The sequence below is a fragment of the Stenotrophomonas sp. CASM114 genome, assembly GCF_049384325.1.
In the GTDB taxonomy this organism is placed as follows: domain Bacteria; phylum Pseudomonadota; class Gammaproteobacteria; order Xanthomonadales; family Xanthomonadaceae; genus Stenotrophomonas; species Stenotrophomonas muris.
In genome coordinates, this window is sequence record NZ_JBMRGJ010000002.1 from 248,198 (window position 1) to 270,817 (window position 22,620).

The following is a 22,620-nucleotide window of genomic DNA, read 5'->3' on the forward strand; positions in this document are numbered from 1 at the left end:
CGACAGGATGCCAGTGAGAGCCGCAGGACGTTGGATGACAGGAAGTGCCATGGCGCTGGCAGCGTTGTGGGTGACCGGGCTGCTGGCCTATCAGGTGCCGGGGCCGGGCTGGCTGGCCAATGGCATTGCGGTGCTGTGGCTGCTGGTTGCGCTGTGGGCGTCGTGGCAGGTCGCGCGTGGCCGTGGCCATCGTCGCCTGGGCATGGCGTTCGGCGCGTCGCTGGCGCTGGCCGGCCTGTGGTGGCTGCTGCTCACCCCGCGCCAGGACCGCGTCTGGGCCGATGACGTGGCCCAGCGCCTGCACGTGGTGTCCTTCGACGGGCGCCACGTGGTGCTCGACAACGTGCGTGATTTCACCTGGCGCAGCGAGACCGACTACGACGCGCACTGGGTGCGCCGCGCGTACGACCTGGACCAACTCCGCTCGGCCGATCTGGTGCTGTCGTACTGGATGGGCCCGGCGATCGCCCACACCCTGATCTCGTTCGGTTTCGAGGATGGGCGCCACGTGGTGTTCTCGCTGGAGATCCGCAAGGAACGCGGCGAATCGTTCTCGGCGCTGGGCGGCTTCTTCCGCAAATTCGAGATGACCCTGGTGGCCGCGGAGGAGACCGACATCATCCGCACCCGCACCAACGCGCGTGGCGAGGATGTCTACCTGTACCGCCTGCACGGCATGGACCAGGCGCAACTGAAGCAACTGTTCGCCGCGTACATCGCGCAGGCGCGCGAACTGGATGCGAAGCCGGGCTTCTACAACACGCTCACCAGCAACTGCACCACCATCGTCTTCGATCTGGCCCGCCACATCGCGCCGCGCCTGCCGCTGGACTACCGCCTGCTGCTGTCCGGCTACCTGGCCGAATACGCACAGGAGGTCGGCGCGCTCACGCCGGGCGTGCCTTATGCCGAACTGCATGACAAGGGCCGCATCACCCAGCGTGCGCTGGACCTGGGCAGCGGCGACCACTTCTCCACCGTGATCCGCCAGGGCGTGCCCGGCACCGAGCAGGACCCGCAGTAATGACCCGACTCTTCCTGATCCGCTGGCAGCGCGCGCTGCCGGTGTTGTTCGCCGCCTTCCTGCTGCTGGGCAGCAGCGGCTGCGCGATGGTGACTGTCAAGCAGGTGAAGTCCAGCGATTCGCTGGTGAACAAGCGCGCCGATGTGCTCAACACCGGCAAGCTCAGCCCGGCCGCGCGCGAGACGCTCAGTGCGGCGGGCCTGGATGAGTCGCAGTGCGAGAAGGACTTCCTGGTCTGCCGCAGCACGTTGTTGATGACCGATGACCTCAACGTCGAGCAGCGGCTGTCGGCGCTGTCCGAACTGTGGGTGAAGGCCGCGCTGGCGCTGACGCCGAAGAAGACCGCCGCTGGCGATCCGCCGATGAGCGATGCGGCGCTGGATGCCTGGCTGGAAGCCGCGCGCTATGCCTATGCCTACCTGTTCTACAGCGGCCGCTCGCCGTCCGACCGCGCCTTCGAGGACCGGCAGACGCAGGTGCGCGACTACTACAACTACGCCGCCGAGAAGGCGGCGGTGGTGCTGTTCGTGCGCGCGCGTGCAGCGGCACTGGCCGGCGAGGACTATACGAAGCCGATCTCGGTCGGCAGCTGGTCGCTGGCCTCCAACTACCAGCAGTTGAACCTGAAGAGCATTCCGGCGCAGTTGGTGCCGGCCGGCACGGTCAGCTTCGTCGGCCTGCGCAGCACCTATCGCCGCGATGGCTTCGGTGCCGAGCTGGTGATGGTGATGGACCCGCCCAAGCTGGTCGCGCCGGTGATCGCGGGCGATGGGCCGAAGGCGGAAACAGCGGCGGATGATGCCGACGACGAGCGCCGTGGCCGCCGCCATCGGCATGACGATTCGGTGCCGGAATTCAGCGAGATGTCCTCGATCAACGTCACCGCGCTGCTGCGTTTCGAAGGCAGCAGCCTGGAAGACGTGATGCGCACGCGCCGGGTCGAACTGGACGCCTATTCGCCGGAGGCCACCGAACGCATCACCCTGCACGGCGAACAGGTGCCGCTGGCGGGCAACTTCACCGCTGCCTACGGCCTGTGGCTGGCGCAGAGTGGCTTCGCCCGGCAGTCACTGCGCACCCTGTTCGGCATGAGTGAGGGCATCGGCGAACCGCACATCTACCTGATGCAGCCGTGGGACCCGAACCGCCGCATCATCTTCATGCTGCACGGCCTGGCCAGCAGCCCGGAAGCCTGGGTGAACCTGGCCAACGAGATCATGGGCGACCCCGAGCTGCGCCAGCAGTTCCAGGTGTGGCAGGTCTACTACCCGACCAACGCGCCGATCGCGCTGAACCGCTACGAGATCGCCAACGCGTTCAATGACACGCTCAAGCACTTCGACCCCAACGGCAGCACGCGCGCATCGAAGGACATGGTCTACATCGGCCACAGCATGGGCGGCGTGCTCGCGCGGCTGCTGGTGAGCGACTCGGGTGATGTGCTGTGGGATGACCTGCTGGCCAACTATGACCTGAAGGGCGAGCGGCTGAAGCGGGTGCAGGCCAAGCTGGGGCCACTGCTGCATTTCAAGGCGCAGCCGAACGTGGAACGCGCGATCTTCATCGCCGCGCCGCACCAGGGCACGGACATCGCCGGCAACAAGGTCGGGCGCCTGCTGGGCCGGCTGGTGCGCCTGCCGCTGACCATCCTTGGCAAATTCGAAGATGTGTTCCTGGCATTGGCGCAGGCGGAGCAGCAGGAGGACGGCACCGCCAAGCCGAAGATTCCCAACAGCATCGACAACCTCAAGGCCAGCGATCCGTTCGTGAAGGCCGCCGCACAGCTGCCGATCGAAACGGGCCTGAAGTACCACTCGATCATCGCCCAGCGCAAGCCGGAGCTGCCGGTGGAGAAGTCCGATGACGGGCTGGTGCCGTACTGGAGCGCGCACCTGCCGGGCGCGCTGTCGGAGAAGGTGATCATTTCCGGCCACAGCGTGCAGGAGACCCCGCAGGCCGTGCTGGAAGTGCGCCGCATCCTGCATCGGGATATCGATGATGTCGGGACCGGTACACGGTAATGCCGGCCTCTGGCCGTCGCCATCATCGGATTCCCGCGTGCGCGGAGGTTGCCGGCCAGCGGCCGGCACTACCAGAATCCGGCGGCGCTACACCCGCCGCGCGATCACTGCGGCCATCACCGCCAGGCCGAAGGTGATGGCCAGGCACAGCAGGTAACCGGTGTGCGGCGCACTGTCCACGAACAGGGCGAACAGTGCACCGGAGGCCGCCAGCGCGGTGGCCACCGACAGGGCCTCGCTCAGCTGCAGCGCAGAGGTATTGGCGCCCTGCTCATGCGGCGCCGACAGCGACAGGGTCAGCACTGACAGGCTGGCGTAGATCATGCCCATGCCGAAGCCCGTCATCGCCCAGCCGACCAGCGACACCGGCAGCGGCACCGCGCTGAACAGTACCGCCAGTGTTGCGGCAATGCCCACGGTCATCATCGCCGTGCCAGCGCGCAGCAGCTGTTGGCGTGACCAGCCGCGCTGCTGGTGACCCTGCAGCCATGAGCCAGCGAACCAGCCCAGGGCGCCCAGGCTGAGCACCGCACCGGCCCAACTCGGAGAGAGCCCGCGCTCGCGCTGCAGCAGCAGGGGCAGATAGGCCTCGCAGGCGAAGAACGCCGCCGCCGCAATGCCACGCAGCGCGATCACGCTGGGCAGCCCGCGGCGCAGGGTCAACGTTCCGGCCGGCAGCAACCGATGCACGCAGAACAGCAGCGCCAGCATCGCCACGCCGATGCAGAGCAGGGCGGCCATGCCCTGTTGCTGGCCGCCGACGTAGAGCAGTAGTGCGGCCAGTGAGGCGCCAGAGGCCCAGCGCACCACGTTGCTGCGTTCGCCATCGTTGCAGACCGCAACGGGAGGTTGCATGCGCGCCAGTGCCGGGCGCAGCAGCAGTGCGGCCGGTATCGCCAGCAGTGGCACTGCCAGGAATACCCAGCGCCAGCCCAGGTGCTGCACCATCAGGCCACTCAACGCCGGGCCGACCATCGAGGGCACCACCCAGCCTGCGGAGAACGCCGCGAACACCTTCGGCCGCAGGTGTTCGGGGTAGCTGCGGCCGACCATCACGTACAGCGAGACCGAAATCGCGCCCGCGCCCAGGCCCTGCATCAGGCGCCCGGCCACCAGCATGCCCATGCGCGTCGCAAAGCCGGCCAGCAGCAGGCCCAGCACGAAGCAGCCCAGGCCGTACCAGAGTGGCCGCGCGGGGCCGTGGCGATCGGCCCAGCGCCCGGCCAGGGTCATGCCGATTACACTGGTGGCCAGGGTGCCGCCAAAGGCCAGCGCGTACAGGCGCAGTCCATCGAGTGCTTCGGCCACGGTGGGCATCGCGGCCGCGACGGCCAGTGCTTCGAACGCGTGCAGCGCGACCAGTGCGACCATGCCGATGGTCGTGGCGCGGTAGCGCGCGGACAGGATCGAGCTGTCAGCCGGCAGGTGGGTGTCGGCGGGAGAGAGGGTCGGGGTCATACGGGTCAGGTGCAGGCCGCGCTTGTCAACGGGCGGCGAAGGTAGCAGCATGCCACCTCAACTGTAGTTGAGGTCAAGCAATGGCATCCCAGGAACTCAGCGTTGGCGAGGTCTCCCAGCGCAGTGGCGTGGCCGTTTCCGCACTGCATTTCTACGAGCGCAAGGGGCTGATCAGCAGCCTGCGCACCTCGGGCAACCAACGTCGTTACAGCCGGGACGTGCTGCGCCGGTTGGCGGTGATCCGCGTGGCGCAGCGGGTGGGCATGCCGCTGGAAGCAGTCGGCCGTGCCTTCGAAAGCCTGCCTGACGGCCGCGCACCGACCAAAGCGGATTGGGCCAGGCTGTCCGCGCGCTGGCGCACCGAGCTGGAAGAGCGCATCCACATGCTGCAGCTGCTGCGCGACGAACTGACCGGCTGCATCGGTTGTGGCTGCCTGTCGCTGCAGCATTGCCGCCTGGCCAATCCCGGCGACGTCCTCGGCGAACGCGGCGACGGCCCGATGCGCTGGGAGTGAGCGACAAAAAGGGGACGGAGGGGATTATGTCGTTTGTGCACTTGCGACTTAATCCCCTCCGTCCCCTTTTTCTTACCATACCGTGATGGTTTCGCCGCTCTGGATGCCTTCCACCGCGCGCTGGAAGGCCAGTGCCGCGCGCTGTGCGCTTACCGCCTCGAAGCCCGGGAAGTAGGGGCCGTAGGCGGCCATCGATTCGATCAGTACGTTCGGGCTGACCACGTTGATGCGCAGGCCGCGCGGCAGCAGCTCCAGTGCGGCTGCGCGCACGAAGCCTTCCAGTGCGGCATTCACCGAGGTGGCGTTGACGCCGTCGCGGATCGGTTGTGCGCTGACGATGCCGCTGGTCAGGGTGATCGAGCCGCCGCTGTTGAGATGATGCTGCGCGGCCAGTGCCAGCCTCACCTGGCCCAGCAATTTGTCCTGCAGGCCGAGGTTGAACTGCGCCGGCGTCATCTGCTGCAGCGGGCCGAAGTGCAGCTTGCCGGCGGTGGAAATCACCGCATCGACCGGGCCGGTACGTGCGAACAGTTCGGCGACGCTGGCGTCATCGGTCAGGTCCACGCGCAGTTCGCCGCTGCTGCGGCCGGCGGCGAGAATCTGATGCTGTTGGCCGAGCTGGCGGGCGACTGCCTGGCCGAGGGTGCCGCTGGCACCAACGAGGAGGATCTTCATGGCTGTTCCTTGCGTAAGGGAGTGAGCGCAGTCTGCGCCCTCACAATGGGGTTAGGTAAGCGGCGTATGATTCGCAGATTCCTAACTAAGGATTAGTAATGGATACCCTTCGATGCATGCAGGCCTTCGTTGCCGTGGCCGAGCGTGGCAGCTTCGCCGGCGCCGCCGAACAGCTGCAGGTCTCGGCGGTGATGGTGGGCAAGTACATCCAGCAGCTGGAGGCGCATCTGGGTACCGCGCTGCTGCAACGGAACACCCGCCGCCAGCGCCTGACCGAAGCCGGCAGCGCCTATCTGGCCGGCTGCCGGCAAGTGCTGGAGCAGGTGCAGCAGGCCGAGGCCGATGTGGCCGGTCTGCAGGTACAGCCGCGTGGCCTGCTGCGGGTCAGTGCGCCGACCACCTGGGGCAGCTGCGTGCTGGCGCCGCAGCTGGCCGGCCTGCTGCGCGCGCAGCCGCAGTTGAACATCGAACTGGATCTGAGCAACCGCCGTGTGGACCTGATCGAGGACGGCTTCGACGTGGCGATCCGGGTCGGGCCGTTGCCATCGCAGGAGGTGGTGGCGCGGCCGCTGCCGCCGTATGCGATGAGCCTGTGCGCGGCGCCGTCTTACCTGCGCAGGCGCGGCACGCCACGCACGCCGGCGGACCTGCAGGGGCATGATTGCCTGAGCCATCTTGCCTGGCGTGGTGGCCATGGCTGGCAGTTGGCCAACGGTGAACAGGTGGATTGGGAGGCGCGGCTGACCTGCAACGACGGGTTCGCGCTGCGCGAAGCCGCCGTGGCCGGGGCCGGGTTGGTGCTGCAGCCGACCGCACTGCTGGCCGGCGAGATCGCGGCCGGGCGGTTGAAGCCGCTGCTGCGCGACTACCTGCCCGAACCGCGACCGATGCACCTGATCTACCTGCCCGATCGACGCCCGCGCCCGCGGCTGCAGTGCTTCGTCGATTTCGTCATGACCACATTGGGGCAATGAGCATCCACGCCATGCGTGGATGATGGTAGGTGCCGACCGTTGGTCGGCACACATCGGGATCAATCATTCGCCGCAGACAATTCCTGCCCGCGCACCTGCGCAGCACGCAGCGCGTTGTCCACCAGCACTTCGAAACCTCCGGCCTGGAAGCTCTCGATCGCGGCCTGGGTGGTGCCGTTCGGCGAGGTCACACGGCGGCGAAGCTCGGCCGGGCTTTCGCCGGCTTCATCCAGCATGCGCGAGGCGCCCAGCAGGGTCTGCACCACCAGCGTGCGCGCGGCGTCGGCCGGCAGGCCCTGGGCAATGCCCGCCGCTTCCATCGCTTCGGCCAGCAGGAACACGTAGGCCGGCCCGCTGCCGGACACGGCAGTAACCGAATCCATCAGCGCCTCGCGCTCGATCCACACGGTACGGCCGGCACTGGCCAATACCTGTTCGGCCTGCGAGCGCTGCTGTGCATCCACCGACGGCGTGGCATACAGGCCGGTCACGCCGGCGCCGAGCAGGGCCGGCGTGTTGGGCATTGCACGCACTACCGGCAGGTTGCCGCCCAGCCAGCGTTCCAGCTGCGCGCTGGTGATGCCGGCGGCGATCGACACCACCAGTGGCCGGCTTGCCTGGGCCAGTGCCTGCAGCGACTGGCAGACCTCGCGCAGCACCTGTGGCTTCACCGCCAGCAGCCAGGTGCGGCCCTGTGCGGCGGCATCGGCGGCATTGTCGTGCACCTGCACGCCGAAATCGGTGGCCAGCGACTCGCGCAGTGCTGCAACCGGTTCGGCCACGTGGATGTGTACGGCGGGCAAGCCCTGGCGGATCAGGCCGGCGATCAGGCTGCGCGCCATGTTGCCGCCGCCGATGAAGGTGATGGAATCAGCTGCCATGAAACTCTCCTTGCAAGATCAGGCCGGGCGCGGGCGCGCGCCGAACAGGGCGGTGCCGATGCGCACCAGGGTGGCGCCCTCGGCGATGGCGTCGGCGTAGTCGCTGCTCATGCCCATCGACAGCGTGTCGACCTGCGCGTGCTGGGCGGCCAGCGACTGGAAAAGTGTGCGCATGCGCACGAACGCATCCCGACGGCGTTCCGCCTCGGGCCATGGCGCGGGAATCGCCATCAGGCCACGCAGGCGCAGGGTGGGCTCGGCGGCAATCGCAGCGGCCAGCACCTCGACATCCTCCGGCGCACAGCCGTGCTTGCTGGATTCATCGTCGATGTTGACCTGGATCAGCACATTCAGCGGACCACGCGCGGCCGGGCGATGGCGCGCCAGCGCCGTTACCAGCTTGGGCCGGTCCACGCTCTGCACCCAATCGAAGTGGGTGGCCACGGCCTCGGCCTTGTTCGACTGCAGGTGGCCGATCAGGTGCCACTCCAGCGCCAGGTGCTGCAGCGCCTGCATCTTCGCCAGCGCTTCCTGCACATAGTTCTCGCCGAAGGCCTGCTGGCCCTGCGCGGCCAGCGCGGCCACGGCCTCGGCCGGTTGGGTCTTGGAAACCGCCAGCAGGCGCGGATCAGGCCGGCCGGCCGCCTCGGCGGCGGCATGCAGGTTGCTCAGGATCTGGGGCAGGGGAGTGGCCACGTAACGCGTTCCGTTGAATCAGGAGGCTATACTGCCGCCCGGGGAAAGATCCTTCCAGTCGAAGCCGTTATTGGGGAGTAGCCGCTCATGGATATCGCCGAACTGCTGGCGTTTTCCGTAAAGAACAAAGCGTCCGACCTGCACCTGTCCGCAGGCCTGCCGCCGATGATCCGCGTGGACGGCGACGTTCGCCGGATCAACATCCCGGCCCTGGACCACAAGCAGGTCCATGCGCTGGTGTACGACATCATGTCCGACAAGCAGCGCCGCGATTACGAGGAATTCCTCGAAGTGGACTTCTCCTTCGAGATCCCGTCGCTGGCGCGCTTCCGTGTGAACGCGTTCAACCAGAACCGTGGCGCCGGTGCGGTGTTCCGTACCATTCCGTCCGAGGTGCTCACCCTCGAGGACCTGGCTTGCCCGCCGCTGTTCCGCGAGGTGATCCAGCAGCCGCAGGGCCTGATCCTGGTGACCGGCCCGACCGGTTCGGGCAAGTCGACCACGCTGGCGGCGATGATCGACTACATCAACAAGAACGAATATGGCCACATCCTCACCGTCGAGGATCCGATCGAATTCGTGCACACCTCGCAGAAGTGCCTGATCAACCAGCGCGAAGTGCACCGCGATACGCATGGTTTCAACGAAGCGCTGCGCTCGGCACTGCGCGAGGACCCGGACATCATCCTGGTCGGCGAACTTCGCGACCTGGAAACCATTCGCCTGGCGCTGACCGCCGCGGAAACCGGCCACCTGGTGTTCGGCACCCTGCACACCAGCTCGGCGGCCAAGACCATCGACCGCATCATCGACGTGTTCCCGGCCGGCGAAAAGCCGATGGTGCGTTCGATGCTGTCCGAGTCGCTGCGTGCGGTGATCTCGCAGGCGCTGCTGAAGAAGGTTGGCGGCGGTCGTACCGCAGCGTGGGAAATCATGGTCGGCACCCCGGCCATCCGCAACCTGATCCGCGAAGACAAGGTGGCGCAGATGTACTCGGCCATCCAGACCGGCCAGCAGTACGGCATGATGACCCTGGACCAGCACCTGCAGGACCTGGTCAAGCGCAGCCTGATCACCCGCAACCAGGCCCGCGAGTACGCCAAGGACAAGCGCCTGTTCGAGTAAGGCGGGACAACCACGGGCGGCGTGCACCAGTGCGGCGCCGTCTCCGTGCCGTTTCCTCCACCGACCGTTTCCTGGTACATGCCCTCTTGGGAGCCCGCCGTGAACAGCACCGCGACCACCATCGATTTCACCTCGTTCCTCAAGCTGATGGCGCACCAGCGCGCCTCGGACCTGTTCATCACGGCCGGCATGCCGCCGGCGATGAAGGTCAACGGCAAGATCTCGCCGATCACCCAGACCCCGCTCACGCCGCAGCAGAGCCGCGACCTGGTCCTCAACGTGATGACCCCGGCGCAGCGCGAGGAATTCGAGAAGACGCACGAATGCAACTTCGCCATCGGCCTGTCCGGCGTCGGCCGCTTCCGCGTCAGCTGCTTCTACCAGCGCAACCAGGTCGGCATGGTGCTGCGTCGCATCGAGACGCGCATTCCGACCGTGGAAGAACTGAGCCTGCCGCCGATCATCAAGACGCTGGCGATGACCAAGCGCGGCATCATCCTGTTCGTCGGCGCCACCGGTACCGGTAAATCGACCTCGCTGGCAGCGATGATCGGTTACCGCAACCAGAACTCGACCGGCCACATCATCACCATCGAAGACCCGATCGAGTTCGTGCACAAGCACGAGGGCTGCATCATCACCCAGCGCGAAGTCGGCATCGATACCGACAGCTGGGAAGCCGCGCTGAAGAACACCCTGCGCCAGGCGCCGGACGTGATCATGATCGGCGAGGTGCGTACCCGCGAAGGCATGGATCACGCCATCGCGTTCGCCGAAACCGGCCACCTGGTGCTGTGCACCCTGCATGCGAACAACGCCAACCAGGCGATGGACCGCATCGTCAACTTCTTCCCGGAAGACCGCCGCAACCAGCTGCTGATGGACCTGTCGCTGAATCTCAAGGGCGTGGTCGCGCAACAGCTGGTGCCATCGCCCGATGGCCGCTCGCGCAAGGTGGCGATGGAGATCCTGCTGGGCACGCCGCTGGTGCAGGACTACATCCGCGACGGCGAGATCCACAAGCTGAAGGAAGTGATGAAGGACTCGGTCCAGCTGGGCATGAAGACCTTCGACCAGAGCCTGTTCGAGCTGTACCAGGCCGGCGAGATCAGCTACGAGGACGCGCTGCGCTACGCCGATTCGCAGAACGAGGTGCGCCTGCGCATCAAGCTCAGCCAGGGCGGCGACGCACGTACCCTGTCGCAGGGGCTGGACGGCGTGGAGATCTCCGAGATCCGTTGACCTGGCCGGCATCGGTCGTGGCTGGATTGATGAATTCCGGTCATGACCGACTGCGGCCGGGCTGGCTCAATCCAGCGCCACGACAGGCGTATCGTCATCACTCCCCCTCTGGAGCACGACGATGCAGACACGCGAACTGGGCCGCAGTGGCCTGAAGGTTTCCGCCCTCGGCCTGGGCTGCATGGGCCTGACCCATGCCTACGGGCAGCCGGTCGAGCAGGGCCAGGGCATCGCCCTGCTGCAGGCCGCCGTCGAGCGCGGTGTGACCTTCTTCGACACCGCCGAGGTGTATGGTCCGTACACCAACGAAGACCTGCTCGGCCGCGCGCTGGCGCCCTACCGCGACAGGCTGGTGATTGCCACCAAGTTCGGATTCAAGGGCGCGCGCACCGATGACGGCCTGGACAGCCGTCCCGAGAATATCCGTGCCGTTGCCGAAGCCAGCCTCAAGCGCCTGCGCACCGACCATATCGACCTGTTCTACCAGCACCGCGTCGACCCGAACGTGCCGATCGAGGATGTGGCTGGCACCGTGCGCGACCTGATCGCCGAAGGCAAGGTCGGCCACTTCGGGCTGTCCGAGGCGAGCGCTGCCACCGTGCGCCGCGCGCATGCGGTGCAGCCGGTTGCCGCCGTGCAGAGTGAGTACTCGCTGTGGTGGCGCGAACCGGAGCGCGAGTTGTTGCCGACGCTGCAGGAGCTGGGCATCGGCTTCGTGCCATTCAGCCCGCTTGGCCGCGGCTTCCTCACCGGCACGATCAACGCCGACACCACCTTCGATGCCAACGATTTCCGCAACAGCGTTCCGCGTTTCGAAGTGGAGGCGCGCCGCGCCAACCAGGCGCTGGTGGATCGCATCAGTACGATTGCCGCAGCACGGGGCGCGACGCCGGCGCAGGTGGCGCTGGCCTGGCTGCTGGCACAGGCGCCGTGGATCGTGCCGATCCCAGGCACCACCAAGATCCATCGCCTGGAAGAAAACCTGGGCGCGGCCGACCTGCAGCTGGCACCGGAGGAGCTGCAACGCATCGCACAGGCGCTGGACGAAGTGTCGATCGTCGGCGAGCGCTACAACGCGCAGCGCGCCGCCCAGGCCAAGGGCTGATCAACAGCTGGGTGCGGACCGTTGGTGGTGGGTGCGGACCGTTGGTCCGCACGCCTCGACCCTCACCCCAGCGGCCCGCGCAGCGCATCAAGCACCGTGCGCATCGCCACGGTGACGTGGCGGCGCGACGGGTAGTACGCGTAGTAGCCATCGAAGTGCGGGCACCAGTCGTCCAGCACCGACTGCAGGCGGCCATCGTCCAGCATCGGCTGCACCTGGTCTTCCGGCAGCCAGGCCAGTCCGCTGCCGGCCAGCGCAGCGGCGCGGGTCATGCCCATGGTGTTGAACGTCCATTGCCCGCCAACGCGCACACTCAGTTCGTTGCCATCCTGGCCGAAATCCCACGGCATCAGTCCCCCATGCGTAGGCAGGCGCAGGGTCACGCAGTTGTGCTTGGCCAGGTCGTCCGGATGCTGCGGCACCACGTGCTGGCGGAAGTAGCTGGGTGCACCGACCACGCGCATGCGCAGCGGCGGGCTGATCGGCACCGCGACCATGTCGCGCGCCAGGCGCTCGCCGAGGCGGATGCCGATGTCGTAGCGCTCGGCGACGATGTCGGCCAGGCCGTAGTCGGTGGTCAGTTCCACCTTCAGGTCCGGATAACGCTGCAACAACGGCGCCAGCCGCGGCCAGGCGATGTACTCGGCGGCATGGCCGGTGGCATTGATGCGGATGGTGCCGGCCGGGCGTTCGCGGTACTCGGCCAGTGCGGCCAGCCCGTCCTCGATCTCGGCCAGGCGTGGGCCCAGGGTGTCGAGCAGGCGGGCACCGGCTTCGGTGGTCGATACGCTGCGGGTGGTACGGGTCAGCAGGCGCACGCCCAGGCGCTGTTCCAGGCCGCGCATGGCATGGCTGAGCGCGGACTGGGACACGCCCAGCTGGGCGGCCGCCTTGGTGAAGCTGCCCTCGCGGGCAACGTGGACGAAGGCCTGCAGGTCGTTGAGGTTTTCGCGGGGCATGCTGAAATGATACGGCCGGGCTGCGCCCGGCACCTGCCGAAGCAACGTCAACGGCCACGTCAACTTCAAAAACTGGCTATCCGTGAGATGGCGGGGTGGGCCCGGTTGAGGGGGACGCCGTAAACCCATCCATGGGGGCTTGGTCGCGGCATCCATGCCGCTTACACCCCCTCAACCGGACCCACCCCGCCTTCGACAGTTGGCTGCGGCCTGTCGGGCGAGGCGGGGTCGGACGTTTGGGTGTGTCGATTTCTGCGTCTGTGGTTCGTCGAATGAATGACTTCAACGGGAGCTGCACATGAGCACTGACACCAAGCCGAAAGGCCCGGCCTCGTATTTCCCCTCCATCGAGAAGACCTACGGGCAGCCGGTGGCGCACTGGTTCGGGTTGCTGGCCGGGAAGAAGGGCCTGAAACACATGGAACTGGTCAGCTTCCTGAAGAGTGAACATGGCTTGGGCCATGGCCATGCCAACGCACTGGTGGCTCACCATCTGGCCGGCAAGGGCTGAGCAGGCAACCCCGCGCTGAACGGTTGTCGGCGGCCTTGCTCCACCGGATGCAGGGGCGGGCAGACTGGGCATCCATCCCCAGGCAGGACGCCCGCATGCAGGTCACGCTGGAAGCGATCACCCCCGACAACTACGAAGCGGTGTGCGACCTCGACGTCAGCGATGCGCAGCAGGGCTTCGTGGCCAGCAATACCTGGTCGCTGGTGCAGGCGGCGTTTCATCCCGGCTACCAGACCCGCGCCATCCAGGCCGATGGCGAGCTGGTCGGGTTCTTCATGTGGGTGCCGGAGACGCCGCAGCGGATGTCGATCTGGCGCTTCATGGTCGATCAACACTGGCAGGGCCGTGGTATCGGTCGACGCGCGCTGGAACTCGCGCTGGCGCAGATCCGGGCCACGCCCGGTCTGGCCGAGATCGAGATCTCTACAACCCGCGCAATCCGGTGGCCGGCGCCTTCTACGGCAGCTTCGGGTTCGTCGAGACCGGGATGGACGACGACGGAGAGGACATGCTGGCCGTGCTGCCTGTAGCGGTCCCGGGATAACCTGAATGGGCGAATCTGACTGAACGATTTCATCTGCAACTGTCATGCAGATCGTGTCTAATACCGCTCCCCACCCGCTGTTCCCCACCCGCATGTCCCTTCCTTCCCATGGCCCCGCGCCGTGCGACGACGCTGACGGCCACCTGGTCACCGCCGGTCCGCTGACCCCGCCGCCCGACAGTGCTGGCACCACCGCCGACGAAAAAGCGCTGCGTCACTCGATCGCCGAGGACGTGCAGGGCATGGTGCTGGCCACGATGGTGGCTTCGCTGGGCCTGGCCATCTTCGCCAAGGGCGGGCTGATGATCGGCGGCATGGCGGGCATGGCCTTCCTGCTGCACTACGCGATGGGCTGGAACTTCGGCCTGGTGTTCGTGCTGGTCAACCTGCCGTTCTACTGGGTGGCGCTGCGGCGCATGGGCTGGGAATTCACCCTGAAGACCTTCGCTGCGGTCACCGCCTGTGGCGTGCTGACCGACCTGCTGCCGCGCTGGATCGACTTCTCGCACATCAACCCGCTGTATTCGGCGATCGTCGGTGGTGCCTTGTCCGGCCTCGGCATCCTGTTCTTCATCCGGCACCGCGCCAGCCTTGGCGGCATCGGCATCCTGGCGGTGTACCTGCAGCGCACCCGAGGCTGGAGCGCCGGCAAGGTGCAGATGTCCTACGACGCCTGCCTGATGGTAGCCGCGTTCTTCGTGCTGTCGCCATCGAAGGTGCTGTACTCGGCCATCGGCGCGGTGGTGCTCAGCCTGGTGCTGATGTTCAACCACCGCCCCGGCCGTTACATGGGCGTGTGACCGTTCAACGGGGTTGCCGGCCAGCGGCCGGCACTACCGGCATCCACGCGCGGAGATCCATCAGCGGACGGCGGCCTGCAACCACGGCGGCGACAGCTTCAGCAGCCGCGCATGCACGGGGCAATCCTCGGCGTGCGCGCCGGGCAGGTAGCCCAGGCTCATCAGGAACTCGCCGGTGATCTCGCCACCGGTGAAGCGGAAGGTCTTCTTGAACAGCTTCACCCAGTCGGCCTTGCTGCGCGGGTGATGCGCATCCAGCCACGCCGCGAAGCTGCCATGACTGGCCCGCAGCTGCTGGATCACCTGCGCGTTGTGGATGGCGGCCAGTACCTTCAGCCGGTTGCGGATGATGCCCGCGTCCGATAGCAGGCGCTCGATGTCCTGCTCGGCATAGGCCGCCACGCGGTCGACATCGAAGCCGTCATAGGCCGCGCGGAAGCCCTCGCGCTTTTTCAGGATCGTTTCCCAGCTCAGCCCGGCCTGGTTGATTTCCAGCACCAGCCGCTCGAACAGCTCGCGCTCGTCACGCTGCGGGTAGCCGTATTCATTGGCGTGGTAGTAGTCGTGCACCGGATGGCCCGGGGCGATGAGGCAGTAGCCGCTCATGGGGAAGACTCGCTGGATTCGGGTTCGGGATCGATGGCCACTGCGGGGCGCCCACCAATGGACAGCATCGGCCAGCGCGGCGGTTCAAGAGTGAGTTTGCCATCACGCAGCGCCTGGTTGATCGCCTCGGCCTGGCCGCTGGCGGTGCCGAACAGCGAACCGGCCCGGCGCCAGTGGTTGTCCCTGCCACGTGCGTACAGCACGCAGTCCGGCCCACGGATGGTGTACAGCTCGCACAGCAGCACGTCGGTGTTCCCGTCGCCATCCAGATCGCGATGCACGATCAGGCAGTCGCGCTCGCTCTGGGCGCAGGATTCGCCATCGATCGCGCGCGTGGCCAGTGCCTGCCACCAGTCGTCCGGTGGCGAGCTGGATCCCTTGGCCAGCTTCAACGCGCGCTGCAGGGCGACGACGTCCTGCGGCCCCTTGTCGAGGCGCTGGCCGTCATCCCAGCGCGAGGTACGTGCCAGCGCGGCAGCGATCACCTGTGGCGCGTTGGCATCGGCGGTGATGGCTGGATCACGCTGCAGCTCGCGCAGCGCCCGCACGCCGCGGTGGCCAAGATCGAAGCGCAGCACGTTGACGTCACTGCTGGTGATCGCGGGCGGGTCGGCACGCAGGCGCGCCAGCTGGCTGGACAGGGTCAGCCGCACCGGGTCCAGCAGCGGCGAGTTGCCCAGCAATGCCAGTGCCAGCACCGCCCAGCACATCCAGCGGTTGACCGGCTCCAGCATCTGCAACCAGCGGCGCTGTCGGCGCAGCACCGCCAGCGCGTAGCCCACGGCATAGCCGGCCACGGCCACTGCGACGAGTACCGCCCAGAACCGGTCCACGGTCCAGCCGTACTGCACCACGCGCAGCCCCAGTGCGTACAGCGCCAGTGCGGCGTAGACCGGCAGCGCCAGCAGGCTGGCTTCAACCAGACGGCGCAGCACGACGGGGTAGGGCGCGGTGTCGTCCCCCTGCTGGTAGACCGCATTGGTGAACGTCACCAGCAACAGCGACAGCACCAGCAGCAGGCTGGCGGCCGAGCGGGTCTTCCACAGCGGTTCCAGCCCGGTAAGCGGCAGGCTCAGCACGAACAATACGGCGATGAACGAGAGCAGCGGCAGCAGTCCGCGGCAGATCGCGAACAGCACCTGGCGGGTGATCTGGATCGCACGGTGCTGGGTGCGCCCGATCAGCACGCCGAACCCGGCCAGGCTGCCGGTAGCCAGCGCAATGAAGGCATCCTGGCGGAACAGGTCGCGGAAGACGGTGACCTCCAGCAGCTGGAACAGCGCCGCCCACAGCCACAGCAGCAGCCAGGTCAGCCCGGTGAACAGTGCCGCCAGGGCGAGGGTCAAACCGTTCTGCCAGGCGCGCTCGAACAGCTCGGGGTAGCTGGCGCGCCAATGCCCGTGCTGCAGCTGGAACTGCCACCAGGGCAGCACCACGAACACCGCCACGGCCATGCCCAGGGTCAGTGGAAACTGCAGCGCGCTCGACTCCAGCGCGGTCTCGCCAGTGAGGTTCCAGCCGATCCAGGCGGCCAGCGCCAGCACCACCGCCGAGCCGAGCACGGCCTGCAGCCACAGGCGGCGCTGGCCCAGCTCGACCAGGCTCAGCGCCACCGCGCTGGGAATGGCCAGCACCCAGGCGTACCAGCAGTAGCGCCAGCCGATATCGCGGAACGGCCACGCATCGGACAGTTCCTGCGCGGCATACAGCATCAGACCCTGCAGCAGGGCAATCAGGACGATGGCGCTGCGTGCCGGCAGGGTCAGGGGCGATGAAGACTGCATCGATGACCTTCCATGGCAAAGCACCATCCTAGCCCATCGCGGTTCGCCGCCATTGCGCGACCATCCCGCCCCCAGCAGGTAGAATGGGACCATGCCTGTAACGCCGACCTCCCTCGCCGATCACCTCCTCGTCGCGCTGCCGTCGCTGCTCGACGCGACCTTTGCCCGCAGCGTCGCGCTGATCTGCCAGCACGACGAGAACGGGGCGATGGGCGTGCTGGTCAACCAGCCTTCCGAGTACACGCTGGGTGAAGTGCTTGCACAGATGGACATCACCACCGGTGACGGCGACCTGCAGGCGCGCATGGTGCTCAACGGCGGCCCGGTGCATCCCGAGCGCGGCTTCGTCATCCATGACGACGCGCGGGCGTGGGATTCCAGCCTGATCGTGGGTGACGGCCTGTACCTGACCACTTCGCGCGACATCCTTGAAGCGATGGCGCGTGGCGAAGGCCCGGCCAATGCCGTGGTCACCCTCGGCTGTGCCGGTTGGGGCGCCGGGCAGCTGGAAAGCGAGCTGTCCGAGAACAGCTGGCTGACCGTGCCGGCCGATGCCGAGCTGGTGTTCCAGTTGCCGCTGGAGCAGCGCTGGCAGGGTGCGGCCTCGCGCATCGGCGTGGACCTGTTCCGGCTGACCGACTACAGCGGCCATGTCTGAGCCGACCACGCCCGTACCGGCTCCTGCTGTCCCGGCGATCCGCCGTGACGGCACCGTTCTGGGTTTCGACGTCGGCTCGCGGCGGATCGGCGTGGCCATTGGCAGTGCCTTCGCTGCGCATGCGCGCGCGGTGGCGGTGGTCGATGTGCACGGCAATGGCCCGGACTGGACCGCGATCGAACGCCTGCTCAAGGAATGGAAGCCCGACGGCCTGGTGGTCGGCGACCCGCTGACCCTGGACGGCCAGGACCAACCCAACCGCAAGCGCGCGCAGGGCTTCGCCCGCCAGCTGCGGGAACGTTTCAAGCTGCCGGTGGTGATGATCGACGAGCGTTCCAGCTCGGTCGAGGCCGCCCGCCGCTTCGCCGTCGAGCGCGCCGAAGGGCGCAAGCGCCGCCGTGATGCGGCCGCCCTCGATGCCGTGGCCGCGGCGGTGATCATCGACCGCTGGCTGTCGTCTCCCGACGACGCCACCCCCATTCCCTGACTGCCCGACACCGCCATGACCGCCCAGCAAATCGATGCCTCCGGACGCCTGCGCCACCTGCTGACCCTGGAGGGCCTGCCGCGCGGGACCCTGCTGCAGCTGCTTGACCGGGCAGGTCAGATCCGCGATGCCGCAGTCGGCCGCGTCGGCAACAAGCGCCACGTGCTGGCCGGTTCGGCGGTGTGCACGCTGTTCTTCGAGCCGTCCACGCGCACCCGCAGCTCGTTCCAGCTGGCCGCGCAGCGCCTGGGCGCCGATGTGCTCAACTTCGATGCCTCGACCTCGTCCACCCGCAAGGGCGAAACCGCCTGCGATACGCTGCGCAACCTGGAAGCGATGGGCGTGCGCGGCTTCGTGGTGCGCCACCCGGAGGATGGCGCGGTAGCCGCACTGGCAGAAGCGGCGGGCGAGGGCACCGCACTGATCAACGCCGGTGACGGCCGCAGCGCGCACCCGACCCAGGGCCTGCTGGACATGCTGACCCTGCGCCAGGCCAAGGGCCCGGATTTCTCGAAGATGAAAGTGGTGATCGTCGGCGACGTGAAGCACTCGCGCGTGGCCCGCACCGACCTGCATGCGCTGCGCACGCTGGGCGTGGGTGAGATCCGCGTGTGCGGCCCGCAGTCGCTGCTGCCGGACGATGAGACCCTGAAGGGCTGCGTGGTCGGCGATGATTTCGACGCGATGCTGGAAGGCGTCGACGCGCTGATGATGCTGCGCCTGCAGCGCGAGCGCATGGAAGAAGGCCTGGTGCCGTCGCTGGAGCAGTACCACGCCCAGTACGGCCTGACCCGCGAGCGCCTGGCGCGCGCCGGCAAGGATGCCGCGGTGCTGCACCCGGGCCCGATCAACCGCGGCGTGGAAGTGACCGACGACGTGGCCGACGGCCCGCAGTCGTGGGTGCTGCGCCAGGTCGCCAACGGCGTCGCCGTGCGCATGGCCGTGCTGGAAACCCTGCTGGGCTGACCACCCGCTCTGGTAGGTGTCAACCTTGGTTGACACACTTGCCGCGCGGCTTGTCCGCGCACCGCTCTGGTAGATGCCAACCTTGGTTGGCACTATCCATCCGCGCCCAAGTTGTCGAGCGGATCACACGAAGCCCCAAGCTCCCATTCGCACCTTGCATGGGGATATTGCCCAAGCCGCGTCGCCAGTCCGGCCCTGATCGGATTTCCCATCAGGTACATCGCACGCCGGTGCAACGATTCGTCAGAGCGGATCGCATGATCGTGATAGCAGGCCTGCCAGAAGCGCCCGACTCGCCCCAGCAACCGGTTTGCCTGCTGGGCTGTGCGCGACTTGAAACGCTTCATGACGGTTTCCAGCGTTCCCGCACGTAGTTCGACCAGCCAGTGGATGTGGTCGGGCATGACCACGTACGCAATCGAGCGGGTGAAGCCTTCCTGATCCAGTCGCTGGAATTCGCGGACTGCCAAGGCGGCCGCTGCGGCGTTGGTGAAGAGCGGCGCGCGGTCATGGACGACGGCGGTGAGGATATAGCTGAGGCCGATGCTGGAGCGACGACCGAGCAGGAGACGTGTGTTCTGCATGGAGCAAGCATGGACGGGCCTGCTTCCAGTGAACATCGGGGAATGGGTTGGTTTCAGGTAGGCCAGTGCCAACCAAGGTTGGCAACTACCAGAGCAGTCAGTGCCAACCAAGGTTGGCAACTACCAGAGCAGTCAGTGCCAACCAAGGTTGGCAACTACCAGAGCAGTCAGTGCCAACCAAGGTTGGCAACTACCAGGGCAGTCAATGCCAACCAAGGTTGGCAACTACTGAAGCTGCGGCTCAGCGCTTCTGCGCGAACAGCCATGCCCACATCGCCGGGTCGGAGTAGGTGGCGTCCCAGGCATTGTGGTTGCCGTCCGGGTACTCGGTGTAGCGCACGTCGCGTGCAGCGGCGCTCCGGAATGCGGCGTGCAGTCTGCGATCGTCGTCCGGTGGCACCACATCATCCAGCGCGCCGTGGAAAATCCAGATCGGCGTGCCTCTCAGGCGCTGGGCGATGGCCGCATACGGATCGGTTTCTTGGGCGACCTGCTCGACGAACAGGGTCGGGCGTACCGCGCGCGGCGCCAGCACCGCGCCGCACACGGGCATGATCGCGGCGAAGCGCCCGGGGTCATCCAGCGCGATGTTCCAGCTCCCATAGCCGCCCATCGACATCCCGGTCAGGTACTGCCGTGAGGGATCGGCACCGAACTCGGCGATGGTGGCGTCCAGGGCGGCCAGCGCAACGCGGTTGTTGCGCCCGCTCCATTCCTGGTGGCCCGGCACCTGGGGGAATACGGCCAATGCGGGGAAGTCGGCCGCGTGCCTGCGCAGGTGCGGCCCCAGCCCCGCATGGGTCTGCTTGACACCGTCGCCGCCACGCTCGCCGGAGCCGTGCAGGAACAGGATGACCGGGAGTCTGGTGGGAGCGGTGGCCTGAACGCCGGCCGGAATGAACACCTGGTAGTAGGCGGTCTCGCCGTCCACCTTCACTGCGCGGCCCTCGAAGCGGCCGCGCGCGCTGTCCGGCAGCGAAGTGCAACCGCTCATCATCAGAAAGGCCAGCAGCGGCAGCCAGCGCGACATCGATCGGACCATGGGATTTCCCGGGGCGGCAGGGTCAGCTGCATCCTAGCCCGCCGCAGGTCAACGCGGCATCGTGCGGCGCGTCACTCCGGTCGCGGGAAACTGGCAATGATGTCCAGCTGCTCCTGCGCTTCGGCATTGCCGTCGGCGGCGGCCGCCTGCACCTGCGCGATGTCCGGATGCAGCACCACCAGCAGCGGGTTCTCGCAGACCGGGCAGGCGTACTCGGTGGCGTCCTCGTCCAGCTCCATCTCCATGGCACGCGAGCTGCCCTTCCATTCGCAGGCCGGGCAGGTGTGCTGCTGGTCGCGCCAGCCGGGCTGGAAATAGTTTTCGATCGTTGTTGCCATGGGTGTTCCAGTTGGGATCGGGTCAGAGCCCCGCGCAGCGGAGATCCGACCGTGGGTTTTGGCGTGGGTCGGAACTCCGCGCGGCGGGGATCGGACCCTGCAGGGTTCAGTGCAGCAGCACCAGCGTGGCAAGGCCGAGGAAGGTGAAGAAGCCCATCGAGTCGGTCACGGCGGTCAGGAAGATGCCGCTGGCCAGCGCCGGGTCGAAGCCGAAGCGTTTCAGGGTCAGTGGCACCAGCACGCCGGCCAGTGCGGCGAACAGCAGGTTGCAGGTCAGCGCGATGGCGATCACCGCCGACAGCCCGGGCGAGTGGAACCAGGCCAGCACGATCAGCCCCAGCACGGAACCCAGCATCACGCCGTTCAACAAGGCGACCCGCACCTCCTTCCACAGCAGCGTGCGCGCGTTGGACGCGCCTACCTGGCCCAGTGCCAGGCCGCGCACCATCAGCGCCAGCACCTGGGTACCGGCATTGCCGCCCAGGCCCGCCACGATCGGCATCAGCACGGCCAGCGCCACCAGCTTGTCGATGGTGCCTTCGAAGTGGCCGACCACGCTGGAGGCCAGGAAGGCGGTGCACAGGTTCACCGACAGCCACATCAAGCGCCGGCGCATGGCGCGCCAGACCGGGCTGAACAGGTCTTCGTCCTCGTCCAGGCCGGCGGCGCCCAGTGCCTGGTGCTCGGCCTGGCCACGGATGATGTCGACCACGTCATCGATGGTGATGCGGCCGATCAGGATGTTGTTGTCGTCCACCACCGGCGCGGAGATCCAGTCATGGTCGGAGAACTGGCGGGCGACTTCCTGGTCGCTCTCGCCGACGTCAATGGCCGGCTGCTCGTCGTCGATCAGGCGGTTGATCGGGGTGGTGTCCTCGTGGGTCACCAGTGCCGCCAGCGACACCCGGCCGAGGTACTGATGGCGCCGGCTGACCACGAACAGGTGATCGGTATGGTCCGGCAGTTCGCCGCGCAGGCGCAGGTAGCGCAGCACCACGTCGACATTGACGTCGGCGCGCACGGTCACCACGTCCGGGTTCATCAGGCGGCCGGCGCTGTCCTCGGGATAGGACAGCACCTGCTCCAGGCGCTCGCGGTTCTCGCGGTCCATCGACTTGAGGACCTCGTCGATGACCGTATCGGGCAGGTCTTCGACCAGGTCGGCCAGGTCGTCGATGTCCAGGTCTTCGACCGCGGCGATGATCTCGTCCGGGTCCATGTCCGCGAGCAGGCTCTCGCGCACGTCTTCGCCGACGTGGACCAGCACCTCGCCGTCATCTTCCGGATCAACCAGGCCCCACACCACCTCGCGCTTGCCCGGCGGCAGCGATTCAAGCAGGTTGCCGATCTCGGCCGGGGCCAGGGTGTTGACCAGCCGACGTACCGGGCCCAGCCGGCCGCTGTCCAGTGCATCGGACAACATCCGCAGTTGGCGCGCAGTCTTGTCGTGGCGTACAGCTTCAGCCATCGCAGCTCCCGCGGGATAAGAAAAGCCGCGATCCCGGCAAGGATGCGGCAACAGGGGTGTTCAGCGCGTCATTATCGCAAGGGGATGTTTCAGCGCATAGCCGCCGGGTGGCGGTAGTGCCGGCCGCTGGCCGGCAACCTCTTTGCCTTCAACGAGA

General features: G+C 67.3%; 23 protein-coding genes and 1 pseudogene. 13 read left to right on the forward strand and 11 right to left on the reverse strand.

Features of this window, described 5'->3' with window-relative positions; translation table 11 throughout:
* The first annotated feature begins 49 nt into the window (after positions 1–49).
* Both VG566_RS03705 and VG566_RS03710 read left to right on the forward strand, forming a co-directional pair.
* A complete protein-coding gene (locus VG566_RS03705) occupies positions 50–1,024 on the forward strand; it encodes a DUF4105 domain-containing protein (protein WP_197561208.1) in 975 nt (324 codons plus the stop codon).
* Complete coding sequence (locus VG566_RS03710) at positions 1,024–3,045, forward strand: alpha/beta hydrolase (RefSeq protein ID WP_241884074.1); 2,022 nt, start codon at positions 1,024–1,026, stop codon at positions 3,043–3,045. The genes VG566_RS03705 and VG566_RS03710 overlap by 1 nt, the downstream gene beginning before the upstream one ends.
* A gap of 87 nt (positions 3,046–3,132) precedes the next feature.
* On the opposite strand, the gene VG566_RS03715 is transcribed toward VG566_RS03710, so the two are convergent.
* Positions 3,133–4,554: an MFS transporter gene (locus tag VG566_RS03715; RefSeq protein WP_241884075.1), complete on the reverse strand. Its 1,422-nt coding sequence runs from the start codon at positions 4,552–4,554 to the stop codon at positions 3,133–3,135.
* A 29-nt stretch (positions 4,555–4,583) separates the two neighbouring features.
* On the opposite strand from VG566_RS03715, the gene soxR reads away from it, so the two are divergent.
* Entirely contained in the window at positions 4,584–5,018 is a 435-nt protein-coding gene (gene soxR, locus VG566_RS03720) for a redox-sensitive transcriptional activator SoxR (RefSeq protein WP_021202603.1), read from the forward strand.
* Between the two features lie 72 nt (positions 5,019–5,090).
* Here soxR and VG566_RS03725 read toward each other — a convergent pair.
* Positions 5,091–5,720: pseudogene (locus tag VG566_RS03725) on the reverse strand (short chain dehydrogenase); the annotation flags it as partial.
* 71 nt (positions 5,721–5,791) lie between these two features.
* Here VG566_RS03725 and VG566_RS03730 point away from each other — a divergent pair.
* Positions 5,792–6,667 (forward strand): LysR family transcriptional regulator, encoded by an 876-nt coding sequence (locus tag VG566_RS03730; RefSeq protein ID WP_032958506.1) that lies wholly within the window; start codon positions 5,792–5,794, stop codon positions 6,665–6,667.
* 59 nt (positions 6,668–6,726) lie between these two features.
* Here VG566_RS03730 and proC read toward each other — a convergent pair whose 3' ends face one another.
* Positions 6,727–7,548 carry a pyrroline-5-carboxylate reductase gene (gene proC, locus VG566_RS03735; RefSeq protein ID WP_241884076.1) on the reverse strand — a complete coding sequence of 274 codons (822 nt, stop codon included), beginning with the start codon at positions 7,546–7,548 and terminating at the stop codon, positions 6,727–6,729.
* 18 nt (positions 7,549–7,566) lie between these two features.
* Positions 7,567–8,244 carry a YggS family pyridoxal phosphate-dependent enzyme gene (locus VG566_RS03740; protein ID WP_032958502.1) on the reverse strand — a complete coding sequence of 226 codons (678 nt, stop codon included), beginning with the start codon at positions 8,242–8,244 and terminating at the stop codon, positions 7,567–7,569.
* A gap of 87 nt (positions 8,245–8,331) precedes the next feature.
* On the opposite strand from VG566_RS03740, the gene VG566_RS03745 reads away from it, so the two are divergent.
* From VG566_RS03745 to VG566_RS03755, 3 genes are all read left to right on the forward strand, one after another.
* Entirely contained in the window at positions 8,332–9,369 is a 1,038-nt protein-coding gene (locus VG566_RS03745) for a type IV pilus twitching motility protein PilT (RefSeq protein ID WP_004147099.1), read from the forward strand.
* Between the two features lie 78 nt (positions 9,370–9,447).
* A complete protein-coding gene (locus tag VG566_RS03750) occupies positions 9,448–10,611 on the forward strand; it encodes a PilT/PilU family type 4a pilus ATPase (protein WP_042358565.1) in 1,164 nt (387 codons plus the stop codon).
* 121 nt (positions 10,612–10,732) lie between these two features.
* Positions 10,733–11,716 carry an aldo/keto reductase gene (locus VG566_RS03755; protein ID WP_049405029.1) on the forward strand — a complete coding sequence of 328 codons (984 nt, stop codon included), beginning with the start codon at positions 10,733–10,735 and terminating at the stop codon, positions 11,714–11,716.
* Between the two features lie 62 nt (positions 11,717–11,778).
* On the opposite strand, the gene VG566_RS03760 is transcribed toward VG566_RS03755, so the two are convergent.
* Positions 11,779–12,675 (reverse strand): LysR family transcriptional regulator, encoded by an 897-nt coding sequence (locus tag VG566_RS03760; protein WP_049405028.1) that lies wholly within the window; start codon positions 12,673–12,675, stop codon positions 11,779–11,781.
* 298 nt (positions 12,676–12,973) lie between these two features.
* Between VG566_RS03760 and VG566_RS03765 the strand changes: the two genes are divergently transcribed.
* From VG566_RS03765 to VG566_RS03775, 3 genes are all read left to right on the forward strand, one after another.
* On the forward strand, positions 12,974–13,186 hold the full coding sequence (locus tag VG566_RS03765; RefSeq protein WP_014646220.1) for a DUF4287 domain-containing protein: 213 nt from the start codon (positions 12,974–12,976) through the stop codon (positions 13,184–13,186).
* Between the two features lie 95 nt (positions 13,187–13,281).
* Positions 13,282–13,716 (forward strand): GNAT family N-acetyltransferase, encoded by a 435-nt coding sequence (locus tag VG566_RS03770; protein WP_241884077.1) that lies wholly within the window; start codon positions 13,282–13,284, stop codon positions 13,714–13,716.
* A gap of 106 nt (positions 13,717–13,822) precedes the next feature.
* Entirely contained in the window at positions 13,823–14,530 is a 708-nt protein-coding gene (locus VG566_RS03775) for a YitT family protein (RefSeq protein WP_014036228.1), read from the forward strand.
* Between the two features lie 60 nt (positions 14,531–14,590).
* Here VG566_RS03775 and VG566_RS03780 read toward each other — a convergent pair whose 3' ends face one another.
* On the reverse strand, positions 14,591–15,136 hold the full coding sequence (locus VG566_RS03780; RefSeq protein WP_241884078.1) for a DNA-3-methyladenine glycosylase I: 546 nt from the start codon (positions 15,134–15,136) through the stop codon (positions 14,591–14,593).
* Positions 15,133–16,920 carry a DUF4153 domain-containing protein gene (locus tag VG566_RS03785; RefSeq protein ID WP_049440990.1) on the reverse strand — a complete coding sequence of 596 codons (1,788 nt, stop codon included), beginning with the start codon at positions 16,918–16,920 and terminating at the stop codon, positions 15,133–15,135. The genes VG566_RS03780 and VG566_RS03785 overlap by 4 nt, the downstream gene beginning before the upstream one ends.
* 91 nt (positions 16,921–17,011) lie before the next feature.
* Between VG566_RS03785 and VG566_RS03790 the strand changes: the two genes are divergently transcribed.
* The 3 genes from VG566_RS03790 to VG566_RS03800 are packed head-to-tail and all read left to right on the forward strand — an operon-like array spanning position 17,012 to position 19,031.
* The gene (locus VG566_RS03790; protein WP_014646224.1) at positions 17,012–17,578 is read left to right on the forward strand and encodes a YqgE/AlgH family protein; all 567 of its coding nucleotides are present in this window, start codon (positions 17,012–17,014) and stop codon (positions 17,576–17,578) included.
* Positions 17,571–18,065, forward strand: coding sequence for a Holliday junction resolvase RuvX (gene ruvX, locus VG566_RS03795; protein ID WP_241884079.1), 495 nt, complete (start codon positions 17,571–17,573; stop codon positions 18,063–18,065). The genes VG566_RS03790 and ruvX overlap by 8 nt, the downstream gene beginning before the upstream one ends.
* 15 nt (positions 18,066–18,080) lie before the next feature.
* Entirely contained in the window at positions 18,081–19,031 is a 951-nt protein-coding gene (locus VG566_RS03800; protein WP_014646226.1) for an aspartate carbamoyltransferase catalytic subunit, read from the forward strand.
* Between the two features lie 92 nt (positions 19,032–19,123).
* Here VG566_RS03800 and VG566_RS03805 read toward each other — a convergent pair whose 3' ends face one another.
* The 4 genes from VG566_RS03805 to mgtE all read right to left on the reverse strand — a co-directional run bounded on the left by VG566_RS03805 (position 19,124) and on the right by mgtE (position 22,463).
* A complete protein-coding gene (locus VG566_RS03805) occupies positions 19,124–19,615 on the reverse strand; it encodes an REP-associated tyrosine transposase (RefSeq protein WP_241884080.1) in 492 nt (163 codons plus the stop codon).
* A gap of 241 nt (positions 19,616–19,856) precedes the next feature.
* Positions 19,857–20,657, reverse strand: coding sequence for a prolyl oligopeptidase family serine peptidase (locus tag VG566_RS03810; RefSeq protein ID WP_241884081.1), 801 nt, complete (start codon positions 20,655–20,657; stop codon positions 19,857–19,859).
* Positions 20,658–20,728: 71 nt separating this feature from the next.
* Positions 20,729–20,995, reverse strand: a complete 267-nt coding sequence (locus VG566_RS03815) for a hypothetical protein (protein WP_049405333.1) — start codon at positions 20,993–20,995, stop codon at positions 20,729–20,731.
* Between the two features lie 106 nt (positions 20,996–21,101).
* Positions 21,102–22,463, reverse strand: coding sequence for a magnesium transporter (mgtE, locus tag VG566_RS03820; protein ID WP_008266103.1), 1,362 nt, complete (start codon positions 22,461–22,463; stop codon positions 21,102–21,104).
* Between the last annotated feature and the right edge of the window lie 157 nt (positions 22,464–22,620).

What these genes read in the sequence shown, in the direction of transcription:
- VG566_RS03750 (WP_042358565.1), top strand. Translation starts at nt 9,448, where the DNA reads ATGCCCTCTTGGGAGCCCGCCGTGAACAGCACCGCGACCACCATCGAT.
- VG566_RS03815 (WP_049405333.1), bottom strand. Translation starts at nt 20,995, where the DNA reads ATGGCAACAACGATCGAAAACTATTTCCAGCCCGGCTGGCGCGACCAG.
- VG566_RS03755 (WP_049405029.1), top strand. Translation starts at nt 10,733, where the DNA reads ATGCAGACACGCGAACTGGGCCGCAGTGGCCTGAAGGTTTCCGCCCTC.
- VG566_RS03765 (WP_014646220.1), top strand. Translation starts at nt 12,974, where the DNA reads ATGAGCACTGACACCAAGCCGAAAGGCCCGGCCTCGTATTTCCCCTCC.
- proC (WP_241884076.1), bottom strand. Translation starts at nt 7,548, where the DNA reads ATGGCAGCTGATTCCATCACCTTCATCGGCGGCGGCAACATGGCGCGC.
- VG566_RS03715 (WP_241884075.1), bottom strand. Translation starts at nt 4,554, where the DNA reads ATGCTGCTACCTTCGCCGCCCGTTGACAAGCGCGGCCTGCACCTGACC.
- VG566_RS03705 (WP_197561208.1), top strand. Translation starts at nt 50, where the DNA reads ATGGCGCTGGCAGCGTTGTGGGTGACCGGGCTGCTGGCCTATCAGGTG.
- VG566_RS03775 (WP_014036228.1), top strand. Translation starts at nt 13,823, where the DNA reads ATGTCCCTTCCTTCCCATGGCCCCGCGCCGTGCGACGACGCTGACGGC.
- VG566_RS03780 (WP_241884078.1), bottom strand. Translation starts at nt 15,136, where the DNA reads ATGAGCGGCTACTGCCTCATCGCCCCGGGCCATCCGGTGCACGACTAC.
- VG566_RS03730 (WP_032958506.1), top strand. Translation starts at nt 5,792, where the DNA reads ATGGATACCCTTCGATGCATGCAGGCCTTCGTTGCCGTGGCCGAGCGT.
- VG566_RS03790 (WP_014646224.1), top strand. Translation starts at nt 17,012, where the DNA reads ATGCCTGTAACGCCGACCTCCCTCGCCGATCACCTCCTCGTCGCGCTG.
- mgtE (WP_008266103.1), bottom strand. Translation starts at nt 22,463, where the DNA reads ATGGCTGAAGCTGTACGCCACGACAAGACTGCGCGCCAACTGCGGATG.
- VG566_RS03800 (WP_014646226.1), top strand. Translation starts at nt 18,081, where the DNA reads ATGACCGCCCAGCAAATCGATGCCTCCGGACGCCTGCGCCACCTGCTG.
- VG566_RS03770 (WP_241884077.1), top strand. Translation starts at nt 13,282, where the DNA reads ATGCAGGTCACGCTGGAAGCGATCACCCCCGACAACTACGAAGCGGTG.
- VG566_RS03805 (WP_241884080.1), bottom strand. Translation starts at nt 19,615, where the DNA reads ATGCAGAACACACGTCTCCTGCTCGGTCGTCGCTCCAGCATCGGCCTC.
- VG566_RS03710 (WP_241884074.1), top strand. Translation starts at nt 1,024, where the DNA reads ATGACCCGACTCTTCCTGATCCGCTGGCAGCGCGCGCTGCCGGTGTTG.
- soxR (WP_021202603.1), top strand. Translation starts at nt 4,584, where the DNA reads ATGGCATCCCAGGAACTCAGCGTTGGCGAGGTCTCCCAGCGCAGTGGC.
- VG566_RS03810 (WP_241884081.1), bottom strand. Translation starts at nt 20,657, where the DNA reads ATGGTCCGATCGATGTCGCGCTGGCTGCCGCTGCTGGCCTTTCTGATG.
- VG566_RS03785 (WP_049440990.1), bottom strand. Translation starts at nt 16,920, where the DNA reads ATGCAGTCTTCATCGCCCCTGACCCTGCCGGCACGCAGCGCCATCGTC.
- VG566_RS03745 (WP_004147099.1), top strand. Translation starts at nt 8,332, where the DNA reads ATGGATATCGCCGAACTGCTGGCGTTTTCCGTAAAGAACAAAGCGTCC.
- ruvX (WP_241884079.1), top strand. Translation starts at nt 17,571, where the DNA reads ATGTCTGAGCCGACCACGCCCGTACCGGCTCCTGCTGTCCCGGCGATC.
- VG566_RS03760 (WP_049405028.1), bottom strand. Translation starts at nt 12,675, where the DNA reads ATGCCCCGCGAAAACCTCAACGACCTGCAGGCCTTCGTCCACGTTGCC.